9 protein-coding genes are annotated in these 11,991 nt (G+C 35.4%); 3 read left to right on the top strand and 6 right to left on the bottom strand.

Annotated features, from left to right (window positions below; all coding sequences use genetic code 11):
• Positions 1-96 precede the first annotated feature (96 nt).
• The 5 genes from ACJJVI_RS03880 to ACJJVI_RS03860 form a co-directional block, all read right to left on the bottom strand.
• Positions 97-495: a thymidylate synthase gene (locus tag ACJJVI_RS03880; protein ID WP_036584078.1), complete on the bottom strand. Its 399-nt coding sequence runs from the start codon at positions 493-495 to the stop codon at positions 97-99.
• A gap of 126 nt (positions 496-621) precedes the next feature.
• The gene (locus ACJJVI_RS03875; protein ID WP_081957777.1) at positions 622-2,088 is read right to left on the bottom strand and encodes a NupC/NupG family nucleoside CNT transporter; all 1,467 of its coding nucleotides are present in this window, start codon (positions 2,086-2,088) and stop codon (positions 622-624) included.
• Positions 2,088-2,708 carry a bifunctional nuclease domain-containing protein gene (locus ACJJVI_RS03870; protein WP_397301672.1) on the bottom strand — a complete coding sequence of 207 codons (621 nt, stop codon included), beginning with the start codon at positions 2,706-2,708 and terminating at the stop codon, positions 2,088-2,090. Before ACJJVI_RS03870 ends, ACJJVI_RS03875 begins: the two co-directional genes overlap by 1 nt.
• A 91-nt stretch (positions 2,709-2,799) precedes the next feature.
• Positions 2,800-3,768, bottom strand: coding sequence for an electron transfer flavoprotein subunit alpha/FixB family protein (locus ACJJVI_RS03865; RefSeq protein ID WP_036584082.1), 969 nt, complete (start codon positions 3,766-3,768; stop codon positions 2,800-2,802).
• A gap of 91 nt (positions 3,769-3,859) precedes the next feature.
• On the bottom strand, positions 3,860-4,606 hold the full coding sequence (locus tag ACJJVI_RS03860) for an electron transfer flavoprotein subunit beta/FixA family protein (RefSeq protein WP_036584084.1): 747 nt from the start codon (positions 4,604-4,606) through the stop codon (positions 3,860-3,862).
• A gap of 297 nt (positions 4,607-4,903) precedes the next feature.
• On the opposite strand from ACJJVI_RS03860, the gene ACJJVI_RS03855 reads away from it, so the two are divergent.
• A complete protein-coding gene (locus ACJJVI_RS03855) occupies positions 4,904-5,884 on the top strand; it encodes a pyruvate dehydrogenase complex E1 component subunit beta (RefSeq protein ID WP_006796092.1) in 981 nt (326 codons plus the stop codon).
• A gap of 47 nt (positions 5,885-5,931) precedes the next feature.
• Here ACJJVI_RS03855 and ACJJVI_RS03850 read toward each other — a convergent pair whose 3' ends face one another.
• The gene (locus ACJJVI_RS03850) at positions 5,932-6,795 is read right to left on the bottom strand and encodes a hypothetical protein (RefSeq protein ID WP_405350501.1); all 864 of its coding nucleotides are present in this window, start codon (positions 6,793-6,795) and stop codon (positions 5,932-5,934) included.
• A 114-nt stretch (positions 6,796-6,909) separates the two neighbouring features.
• Between ACJJVI_RS03850 and ACJJVI_RS03845 the strand changes: the two genes are divergently transcribed.
• Both ACJJVI_RS03845 and ACJJVI_RS03840 read left to right on the top strand, forming a co-directional pair.
• Complete coding sequence (locus ACJJVI_RS03845; protein WP_348022232.1) at positions 6,910-9,435, top strand: DUF5686 family protein; 2,526 nt, start codon at positions 6,910-6,912, stop codon at positions 9,433-9,435.
• Between the two features lie 133 nt (positions 9,436-9,568).
• Positions 9,569-11,872 (top strand): BspA family leucine-rich repeat surface protein, encoded by a 2,304-nt coding sequence (locus ACJJVI_RS03840; RefSeq protein ID WP_405350497.1) that lies wholly within the window; start codon positions 9,569-9,571, stop codon positions 11,870-11,872.
• The last annotated feature ends 119 nt before the right edge of the window (positions 11,873-11,991 follow it).

Genomic DNA, 11,991 nt, shown 5'->3' with positions numbered 1-11,991 from the left:
GAATGACTCTATGTAGGGTACAAAATAGGAGAATTAATTATCCAATCTACTGAAAAATAAATTTAAAAATAAAGACTTTATCAACGGGTTTTAAAACTATCCTTCAACTTTTTGAAAGGTGTTAGCCCAGGCAATAGCGCTTTCTACATTTTTAAATAAACCAAAAGAGCCAGAGTATAATTGTTGTTCTTCAACTGCGCGCTCTATTTCATTTTCATGAGGTGATACTATGGCAATCCCTACTAGTTTTTTAGGATTTACTAGTTTATACACAGATAAATCAATATTATGTGAAAAAGCTCGATTAGCAATGTATACAAATTGTTTGCCTGTAAAATACTTGTTCAAGGCGTTAAGAATAGTTTTTGCTTCTGTGGTGCCAATATTAATTTGGTCATTTATAATACCAATTACATAATTGTCAAAACAATAAAGATTGCCAAAATCATATTGAAAATGGTGGTTTGCATGTGCAATATGATCAGAAGGTAACATAACTTTAAACCAAATTTTAGGTAAGCAAAGTTATTAAAATTTTCTTAAAAAATCGTTTCTTGTTTAAGAAGTGCCCTTGTAATAGGATTAAAGGTTTAAATATTTAAGCAGTTGTTGTAATCTTAATTATCCAAAAAGCATTCCTGCAATAGTTGCTGTAAGTAATGCGGCACAAGTACCGCCTATTAAAGCTTTGATACCAAAAGCAGCTAATGTTTTGCGTTGACTAGGAGCTAATACACCTATTCCTCCTATTTGAATACCTATAGAAGCAAAGTTTGCAAAACCACAAAGAGCATATGTCGATATAACTATAGATCGATAGTTAGTCAACACGCCGGCGGCTTTTAATTTACTTAAAGAAGCATATGCAAAGAATTCATTAAGAATTGTTTTCTCACCTAATAACTGACCTACGGCTACAATATCTGCAGCAGGCACACCGATAATCCATGCAATTGGGGCAAATAAATTACCTAAAATATATTGCATGGAGAATTTTTGATAGCGTCCATCTGTAGCGTCCACTATTAAATCGTTAAGTCCGCTAGGTGCACCTATAAGATCCCCTAGAAACCAGTTGACTACAGCGATAATTGCGGTAAATACTAATAGCATGGCACCTACGTTAACAGCAAGTTTAAGACCATCTGTTGTTCCTCTTGAGATAGCGTCTAGAACGTTGGAACCTATTTTTTCTTTAGAGATATCTAGTTTGCGGTCTATTTTATCTGTGTCTGTTTCAGGGAAAAGCATTTTTGCCATCACAATTGCAGCTGGAGCACTCATAATAGATGCCGTTATTAAGTGTCTAGCAAATTCTGCTTTAGCTATGGGATCTGTACCACCTAGAAATTCGATAAAGGCAGCAAGAACTCCACCGGCTATAGTAGCCATTCCACCAACCATTAAGCAAAGAATTTCTGATTTTGTCATTTTGTCTAAGTACGGCTTTACTACTAATGGAGCTTCCGTCTGACCGATGAAAATATTTGCTGCTGCAGCAAGGGATTCTGCACCACTTAAACGCATGGTTTTACTCATAACCCAAGCAAATACATAAACGATTTTTTGTAAAATACCTAGATAATAAAGTAATGAAGTAAATGCTGAAAAGAAAACGATTGTAGGTAACACTTTAAAAGCAAATATGTAACCCATACTTTGAGATGGATCTACAAGATTTCCAAAAACAAACTGGGCTCCTTCTTCTGCTACTGCTAGAAATTCTACAACTTTCTCTGCAATCCATTGAAAAACGGCTGCAACTTCTTCCACTAATAAAAATAAGGTTGCAAAAATTATTTGTAAACTAATGCCGATAATGACTAATCGCCAATCTATTTTTCTTCTATTGGCACTAAAAGCAAATCCTATTCCCAGTAAAAATGCGATCCCGATAAGTCCTCTGTAAATACTTTCAAAGGTCACATTAGGTTCAGTGACGTTAGAAATTGAAATGTTATTTGTAGTTATTTCTTGAATCACAGTGTTGCTGGACGATGGCAATACTGCTTGCGCTGTAAAAGAGATAAATAATAATAAAACACTCAAACACACATTGCGTTGAGAAAGTATGGATGGCAGATTCATTATCGTTTTGATATTTCATCACGCAGTCGCGCGGCTAGTTCATAATTTTCATTCGATACAGCATCATCTAGCATTTTGTGTAATTCTTTAACGCTTAAATGGCTGTAATTATCTTCATCATCGTGATGCTCAGTATTGATTAGTTCTTCAATGAACTCATCATTGCTTAGATCTAGAGGATCTTCTTGTAATTCTTTATCGGGTCTGATGTGTGATTGTACACCGGCCTCGTCTAGGATATTTTCATAGGTGAAAACAGGAGCTTTGAATCTTACAGCAAGTGCAATCGCATCACTTGTTCTTGCATCTATAATTTCTTCAATTTTATCTCTCTCACAAATAAGGCTTGAGAAAAAAACACCATCCACTAGTTTGTGAATAATAACTTGCTTTACAATAATACCAAAACGTTCTCCAAACGTTTTAAAAAGATCATGAGTAAGTGGCCTAGGTGGACTTATTTCTTTCTCAAGTGCTATAGCAATGCTTTGTGCTTCAAAAGCACCTATTACTATAGGAAGCTGTCGATCGCCACCTACTTCTTTGAGAACTAGTGCATAAGCACCGTTTTGTGTCTCGCTGTATGATATGCCGCGTATGTTAAGTCGTTTTAGACTCATAGAGTTACACCCTTTATAAATGAAAAAAGCTGTGCAAAAATGAGTGTTTTTCTCATAATGCACAGCCTTAAAGCTAACAAATTATTAAGAATTAAGCATTTGCTGCTTTGAATGCTTTTAATTTTTCAATTAAAGCAGGTACTACTTCAAAAGCATCGCCTACGACACCATAGTCTGCAGCCTTAAAAAACGGCGCTTCTGGGTCAGTGTTGATAACTACTTTTACTTTTGATGAACTAACACCTGCGAGGTGTTGAATCGCTCCAGAGATTCCTATAGCAATATAAAGATTAGTGGCTACTGGTTTACCAGTTTGACCTACGTGTTCTCCATGAGGTCTCCATCCCATATCGCTTACAGGCTTAGAACAGGCTGTTGCTGCTCCTAGAACTTCTGCAAGTTCTTCTACCATTCCCCAGTTTTCAGGTCCTTTAAGACCACGTCCTGCACTTACTACGACATCTGCATCTGCAATACTTACTTTATCAGTGGCTTTATCTACAGATTGAACCTGTACTTTAAAGTCATCATCACTTAATGTAGGTGTAAAAGCTTCTGTACTACAATCTGTAGTGTTTTCTTTTAAACCGTAAGAATTATTTGCAAGACCTACCAGTTTGTTTGCAGTAGAGATTTCAGTCATTGCAAACGCTTTGTTTGTGAAGACTGATCTTTTAACAGTGAATGGACTAGTTGATGCAGGTAATTCCATCACGTTAGTTGCATATCCTGCTTCTAGGTGTACACTTAATAAAGCGCCTAGGTATTTAGAATTTGCGCTTGAGCTTATGATTACGGTCGTTGCTCCTTCAGCTTTTGCTGCTTGTGCAATCGCGTCTGCATAGGCAGCTGCATTAAATTTTTCTAGTTTTGAGTCTGTTATGTTAAGTTGTTTAGACACTCCATAAGTTCCTAAATCACCAGCACCATTGGCATTAAATGATATAGCTGTAACTGATGTTCCTAACTGGTCTGCGATGCCTTTTCCATAGCTCGCAACTTCATAAGCTGCTTTCTTAAAAGAGCCGCCTTCTGATTCTGTATATACTAATACTGACATAGTTATAATATTTTTAGTAGAGCATGATGCTCTTTACTTGTTAATGATAATGTTATTTCGCTTTCGCGAAAGCATAATTAGAATAGATCTATTATATCGCTTTTGCCTCGTTGTGTAACAAGTCAATAAGTTGATCTAGATTATCTGCAGCTACTAATTTCACATCTCCTTTAGGAGCAGGCTTCTCAAAAGAAACTGTCTTTGTTTCTGTAGCTGTTGCTACAGATGGTACCACATTTAATGGTTTTTTACGAGCCATCATGATTCCACGCATGTTAGGAATTCTTAGGTCGCTTTCTTCCACAAGACCTTTCTGTCCACCGATGATAAGAGGTAGTGTTGCGCTTACAGTTTCTTTACCGCCATCTATTTCTCTAGTTGCAGTCGCAGTACTACCGTCTATTTCTAGCGATATACAAGTGTTTACAAAACTAGCACCTGTCATGGCAGCTACCATTCCTGGTACCATACCACCATTGTAGTCTATTGATTCACGTCCAGCAATGACTAGGTCATAACCACCGTTTTTTACAACTGCTGCAAGTTCTTGAGCAACGGCATAGCCGTCTAACGCAGGTGCGTCAACTCGTGTTGCACTATCTGCACCTATCGCAAGGGCTTTTCTAAGAGTAGGTTCAACTTCTGATCCACCAACTGTTACAACTTCCACACTAGCGCCTTGTTTTTCTTTAAACCACATGGCTCTAGTTAGACCAAATTCATCATTTGGGTTAATAACATATTGAACACCATTTGTGTCAAACTGAGTATTATTGTCAGTAAAATTAATCTTTGAAGTGGTATCTGGCACGTGGCTGATACAAACTAAAATCTTCATATTTCACGGTTTTATTATGAGTTTTCAAACGTTTGCGAAAATACGTAAAAAACACTAAAAAAACTATGCATGCATAATAAATTTAATGTCTTTTATGCTCTTAATCAGCATTAGAGACTTTTATTATATCAGTGTACTTGCTTTTTTAACGCAACCATAACGCAGTTACGAAAACGATTTCAATGACATAACGCACTTTTTTATAACCTCAAAGGGACATTTTTTATCTTAAAAATGTGGTGTGCTAAGGTTGGGTAAACTATTTTTGTTGTTCTTTTGTTATAAACAGTAGTATTTATGAAGACTATTCAATTCCGCGAGGCAATAGCCGAAGCAATGAGTGAAGAAATGCGCCGTGATGAGTCCGTTTATTTAATGGGTGAAGAGGTTGCAGAATATAATGGAGCTTATAAGGCTTCAAAAGGAATGCTAGACGAGTTTGGTGCAAAGCGTGTTATTGATACACCAATTGCAGAATTAGGTTTTGCAGGAATCGCTATAGGAAGTACCATGACTGGTAATAGACCGATAGTAGAGTATATGACCTTTAACTTCTCGCTAGTAGGAATTGATCAGATAATCAACAATGCTGCAAAAATTCGTCAGATGAGCGGTGGGCAATTTCCATGTCCTATTGTTTTCCGTGGTCCTACAGCTAGTGCTGGACAATTAGCGGCGACACACTCTCAGGCTTTTGAAAACTGGTTTGCAAACACACCAGGTCTTAAGGTAATTGTACCTTCAAACCCGTATGATGCAAAAGGTCTTTTAAAAGCAGCGATACGTGATGATGATCCAGTTATTTTTATGGAATCTGAACAAATGTATGGTGACAAAGGAGAAGTGCCAGAAGGTGAATATATCCTACCTATAGGTGTTGCTGAAATTAAAAGAGAAGGAACTGATGTCACAATCGTTTCTTTTGGTAAAATTATAAAAGAAGCATATAAAGCTGCAGACGAGCTTGAGAAAGATGGTATCTCTTGTGAGATTATCGATTTAAGAACAGTACGTCCGTATGATAAAGAGGCTATTTTAAAATCTGTTAAAAAGACCAATAGATTAGTTATTCTTGAAGAAGCGTGGCCGTTTGGTAACGTGTCCACTGAGATTTCTCACATGGTACAAGCAGAAGCATTTGATTATTTAGATGCGCCTATCTATAAGATTAATACACAGGATACTCCAGCGCCGTACTCTCCAGTGTTATTTGCAGAGTGGTTGCCTAATCACACTCACGTTGTTGATGGAGTTAAGAAAGTGATGTACAAAAAGTAATTCTATTATTAAGAAGATTTAAAACCCAGCTCAAAAAGCTGGGTTTTTTATTTGTCTATTAAATAGCCGTTCATGGTGCTTCCAGATTGCATATTGTTTATAGTCTCTCCGGCGTCTATAAACAAAGGCATAGCAAGTGCCTCTACATTTCCACTACGACTGTTATTTGTTCCTGATTGAGTTACCGCGGTGGCACCTATTCTTATTTCGGCAATGGGAAGTGAAGAGCTATTGTTATTACTAGTTAAATAAATAAAAATTTTGTTAGCTGGTACTGTATAAGAAGAAAAGGTATAAATAGGGTCTACCGTGGCATCAACTAAAAAGCCATTAAATACAAAAGTACCTCCTAAAAGATCATTTTGCCCTACGAGAATGGGATTGTTAAATGTTGGAAAAGTATAACTAGCCTCAGTATTAGAAATTAGAGTAAAACTTAAGGATGTCGTATTATCTAGAACAATCATATTGCCGATATTTCTTGAGTTATAGAGTGAAGTTATGTAAAGATTCTTGCCTGCCGGGACAGAATATCCTCCTGTTTTTAAGTCATGAGTGACAGGCTGTATTCCTTTCATCCCATCAGGAAACTTCGGATTGCGATACATTTGCAAACTTTCAGCACTGGTACTATCGATTAATTTACGCCAACCGCTTCCATGTTCATAAAACCAGTAACCTTTATTTACGCTACCATTTCCAGTAATATAAATCATCATACTATCTTGATCTGCGGTTATGGTAACGGGAAATTCGTCCAGTTGAGGTAAAATAATTCCGTTTTTCTCGTTATCTGAAATGTTGTTAATGTGCAACGCTGCGGCAGGATTAGAAGTATTGATACCTACTTGAGCATCAGAGTGATGAAGTAGTAAAAAGAATATAATGTAGTAAAAATATTGACGTTCCATATGAGAGTTTATGGATTAATGACTAGTTGAGATAAAAGGTTAACAACTATTTTTAAAGTTTGTACCTCTGTTTTATTGCAAGAAACCTACTTTTGATTTTTACTTTCTTATATTATGATTGATTTTTTTAAATATGCTTTCGCGAAAGCGAGTTCATCACAATTGATGGTAATCATCATGTTTCTTGTGTCTACTACTATAACCGCACAAACTAAAGTAGGTGGTGTGGTCTATGATGAATTTGGTGATGGTGTGCCATTTGCAAATGTCTTTTTTCCTGGTTCTAGTGAAGGAACGATTACCAACGATAATGGTCGTTTCTACTTACAATCTGATAATAATTATGATACCATTCAGATTTCATTCATAGGTTATGAAACACTTACATATACATTAGAATCCCGTGTTAATCTTGAGCTCAATTTAACCTTAAAGACTGAAGCTGCAGCACTAGATGCTGTTGTGATTTATACGGGTAAAACATCTAAAAAGAATAACCCAGCGCTTGATATCTTACGTAAAGTATGGGAAAATCGTCGTAAAAATGGACTTTCTCAATTCAAGCAATATCAATATGATAAGTATGAAAAACTTGAGTTTGATATGAACACCATCGATAGTCAGATGGTAAATTCAAAGCTTTTCCGTGGTATGGAATTCATATTTGACTATGCAGACACCAGCAATGTGACAGGTAAAACATATCTACCAATTTTTATTAATGAATCCTTATCTACCGTATATGGTGATAATGAAATTAATAAAGAAAAGGAAAATATAAAAGCAAACAAGAACTCTGGATTTTCAAACAATCAAACGATTATAGCTTTTGTGAAGGACCTGTATGCAGACATTGATGTGTATGAGAGATATCTTAAATTTTTTGATAAGAGTTTTACTAGTCCAGTAGGTAAAAGCGGTATTGATACTTATAATTATATTTTAAGAGATACGGCTATTATTGATGGAGTTGAAGCATATAATATTATTTATTATCCACGTAGGAAAGGTGAGTTAACATTTAAAGGAGACTTTTGGGTAGCGGCAGATTCTTATGCGATTAAGGAGATCAACCTACAAGCAACAAAAAGTGCCAATGTTAACTGGGTGAAAGAAATTTATATCGAGCAAGAGTATGACGTTTTAAATGATAGCCTTTTCCTTATTACTAGAGATTATTTTATGAGCGATTTTGCGCTTAATAAAAAAGAAGAGTCGAAAGGTATGTACGGAAAGAGAACGACACTTTTTAATAATTATCAATTTGATATTCCTAAAGATAAAGATTTTTATAAGCGCAGAGTCAATGATTATGATCCAGAAATCTATAATCGTGATGAGGCTTACTGGGATGAAAATAGATTAGAAAAACTCAATAAAGATGAGAAACAAATCTATACCATGCTAGACACTCTTAAGACCAATAAGAAATTCAAGCGTTTATATAATATCGGGACCATTCTCGCGTCTGGATACTATGAAATTGACAATTTTGATATAGGGCCTGTTTTCAGTGTTTTTGGTTTTAATGATGTAGAAGGCTTAAGGTTGCGTGGTGGTGGAAGAACTTATTTTTCTGCAAATGATATGTGGAGATTAGAAGGCTATGGTGCTTATGGTTTTAGAGATAATCAGTTTAAATATGGTATCGCTGGTAAATGGTTAATGGATAAAAAAAGCAGATTAACCATTTCTGGAGGAAACCGTCGGGATATAGAACAATTGGGCGCTAGCTTGACTAATACAAATGATGTGTTAGGACGTAGTCTCGCATCAAGTGCCTTGATCACCTCGGGAAATAACTCCAGTTTATCCAGTATCAATTTATCTACACTAGCATTGAGCTTTGAGCCTAAGTATAATCTAGAATTTAGATTAGGTACCAGTTATCGTACCATTAAGAGTGGTAATCCTGATGTTTTTAGTCTAGATTATTTTGATGCAGATGCACCAGGTGGAATAGAGACAGAAACCAGACAAGCAGATGCTAGTCTGACAATGACCTATACACCAGGCCGTAAAACCTCTAACTATGGAGTAGATAGGACGATCATTAATAGTGGTGAATATCCTATTCTTTTTGCTAGTTATACTCGAGGCTTTGAAGGTTTACTAGAAAGTGATTTTAACTTTGACAAAGTACAATTCTATTACAGTCATCCCTTGCAGATAGGTGCTTTTGGTAGGTTAACTGCTCGCGTAGAGGCTGGTAAGACGTTTGGAGAAGTGCCACTAGCATTACTAAATGTAGTTCCTGGTAACCAGACTTACTTCAATATTACAGGAGCATTTAATACCATGAATTTTTATGAATTTGTGACTGATGAATATGTGACACTTCACTTAAATCATAATTTTAATGGTAGACTCTTTTCACGTGTTCCATATTTACGTGATTTGAATCTTAGAGAGCTTGTAGGAGTACGCGCTGTTTATGGAAAGATTAGTGATGAAAATGTAGCTTTAAATGCAAGCGGTTTAACTTATCTCGCTCCCGAAGATATTTACTGGGAATACAGCGCTGGAATAGGTAATATCTTCAAAGTATTCAGACTAGACGTAAGTTTTAGAGGTGGATACAACTATTTACCCGACGCTCGATCTATGGCGATAACGGGTAGTTTTGGGTTTAGTTTCTAGAATGTCATACCGCTGGATAGCGGAATTGGTTAGTATTACTTGAATATCTCTTAATACTTCCTTCTAAAGATTTTCCTTACAATTAACTATTAATCGTATTTTGTGGGCGGTTTTTAAATACTATAGATAATATATGAGAATTTTTACGATTGTTTTTTTGTTTTTTGGAATCATTGCGAGTTCTCAAACCATAGATGATTTTGTCTTCGATGTAGATGTAACTAATTCATATAGGTTTAGAATTACTTCAAATGCTAACATTACCATAGATTGGGGCGATGGGATGACTAATTCCTATGGATCACCTTATGATATGCAAGTGTCACATACTTATCCAACGGCTGGAATGTATACGGTTGTAGTGACAGGTCCATTAGAGTCTGTAAATTTTTATCTTAACAATAATATAACCGTTACTCAATGGGGTAATTCACAGTTTCAAACGATGGAAGAGTCATTTAAGTACTGTCAAAACCTATCCATAAACGCTACAGATGTACCAGACTTAAGTAGTGTGACAAACATGTCTGAAATGTTCTCCTATGCCATAAATTTTAATTCGGACATATCAAACTGGGATGTTTCAAACGTTACGGACATGGAAAATATGTTTAAAGGAGCATATGCTTTTAATTCACCATTGTCTAGTTGGAACGTATCTAATGTCACTGAGTTTAATGGGATGTTTCATCTCGCTAGAAGTTTTAACCAACCTATAAATACATGGGATATAACTAACGCAAGAATATTGACATCAATGTTTACTGGTGCGGAAGATTTTAATCAAACATTAAAATCTTGGGATGTGAGTAATGTCACTTTAATGAGTGGGATGTTCTTCGGTGCTTTAGAGTTTAATCAAGATTTAAGTTCTTGGGCATTTAACTCTGGAGTAAACCTAACTAACCTTGTTCAAAATACTAATCTTGATACCTACAATTATGATGCGTTATTAAACCGGTTTGTAGATTTACAGTATCAAAATAAAAACCTTGGTATTACAAATTTAGAATATTGTGATGCTTTTTCTAGAGCTGTATTAACTAATAGAGGTTGGACCATAACTAATGATACTTTCGCTCAGAATTGTGCTGTTCAAACCTTGAATGGTCTATTTTCTTATGACATAGATATGAGCGGATGTGATGTCAACGATCCTAAAGCATTAAATATACCTTTGAATATTAGTAATACTGAAGCTTCAATTGATGTGGTTGCTATAAATGGAGAGTATAGTGCAAACTTGCGACCTGGAACTTATAATATCACGCCTATAATCGATAATCAGCGTTTTAATATTTCTCCTAGTAACCCTAGCGTAACAATCAATCAGTCAGGCATAATCACTCAAGATTTTTGCATTACTGATTTAGGTGTGTTTAATGATTTAGAGATTGTTCTTTTTCCTATCAGTGACAGTAGACCTGGATTTGATGCTAATTACAAGTTAGTTTATAAAAATAAGGGAACGAGTGTATTGTCAGGCACAATTAATATGCAGTTTGAAAACGATTACATGACCTTTTTGAATGCAACACCTGCTGTAGCCTCAACCAGTCCAGGAGTTTTAAATTGGAATTATTCAAATATTCAACCATTTGAGACAAGAGAAGTTTTAATTAATTTTAATCTCAATACGCCTACAGATCCTAATTACCCTTTACAATTAGATGATTTATTAGTTTTCAGATCTGCTATTAATTATTCTGGTACAGACGCGACACCTCAGGATAATACTTTTATTACTAGGCAAAAAGTTGTTAACTCTTATGATCCTAATGATAAGACTTGCTTACAAGGTGATATTATTTTACCTAGTGAAGTAGGTGAATATGTTCATTATAGAATCCGTTTTGAGAATGAAGGAACAGCGAGTGCCATTAATGTACGTATTGTAGATTATATCGATACGGCAAAGTATGATATCTCGACATTAGTTCCTTTAAGCTCTAGTCACGATTATACTACCACAATATCTAGTGGTAATAAGATAGAATTTCAATTCGATAATATTAACTTACCCTTTACCGCTCCTGCGAGTCAAGGTTATGTACTGTTTAAAATTAAAACCATAGATACACTGGTTTTAGGAGATGATTTTTCTAATCAAGCTGAGATTTACTTTGATTTTAATGCGCCTATTATTACAAATCTCGAGACAACAGCTGTTGCCGTTCCTGCAAGTGTAACAGATAGTGATTTGTTTCAATTACAGCTAGTTCCTAACCCAGCAAACAGTCTGGTTACTATCTCTAGTAACATAAGTTTTCAGCATATTACTATTTATAACACTTCTGGTCAGGTAGTGTTTAATAGCTCTTTTTCATCGTTTACTTTAAGTCACACGCTTGAATTAGAAAATTTGTCATCAGGACTTTATTTTGTGGAAATTTCAAACGCAGATCATAAAGCTATAAAAAAGTTGTTGAAGCAATAAAGTATATGCCATTGTAAATTTTGTTTGTATTCGCTTTCGCGAAAGCGAATCCCTAATAATCTTAGTACTATAACGTTATAGTTTTGTTAACATAATTTTATTACATTAGCTAGATTTAA

It is taken from the genome of Nonlabens sp. Asnod3-H03 (genome assembly GCF_045063665.1).
Classification (GTDB): Bacteria; Bacteroidota; Bacteroidia; order Flavobacteriales; family Flavobacteriaceae; genus Nonlabens; species Nonlabens ulvanivorans.
Note: the sequence above shows the minus strand (reverse complement) of the source record. Positions and strands in the feature narration are given on the sequence as shown.

Bases quoted from the DNA above. Each gene is read 5' to 3' on its own strand.
- ACJJVI_RS03845 (WP_348022232.1), top strand. From the start codon at position 6,910: ATGATTGATTTTTTTAAATATGCTTTCGCGAAAGCGAGTTCATCACAA.
- ACJJVI_RS03840 (WP_405350497.1), top strand. From the start codon at position 9,569: ATGAGAATTTTTACGATTGTTTTTTTGTTTTTTGGAATCATTGCGAGT.
- ACJJVI_RS03860 (WP_036584084.1), bottom strand. From the start codon at position 4,606: ATGAAGATTTTAGTTTGTATCAGCCACGTGCCAGATACCACTTCAAAG.
- ACJJVI_RS03875 (WP_081957777.1), bottom strand. From the start codon at position 2,088: ATGAATCTGCCATCCATACTTTCTCAACGCAATGTGTGTTTGAGTGTT.
- ACJJVI_RS03855 (WP_006796092.1), top strand. From the start codon at position 4,904: ATGAAGACTATTCAATTCCGCGAGGCAATAGCCGAAGCAATGAGTGAA.
- ACJJVI_RS03870 (WP_397301672.1), bottom strand. From the start codon at position 2,708: ATGAGTCTAAAACGACTTAACATACGCGGCATATCATACAGCGAGACA.
- ACJJVI_RS03880 (WP_036584078.1), bottom strand. From the start codon at position 495: ATGTTACCTTCTGATCATATTGCACATGCAAACCACCATTTTCAATAT.
- ACJJVI_RS03865 (WP_036584082.1), bottom strand. From the start codon at position 3,768: ATGTCAGTATTAGTATATACAGAATCAGAAGGCGGCTCTTTTAAGAAA.
- ACJJVI_RS03850 (WP_405350501.1), bottom strand. From the start codon at position 6,795: ATGGAACGTCAATATTTTTACTACATTATATTCTTTTTACTACTTCAT.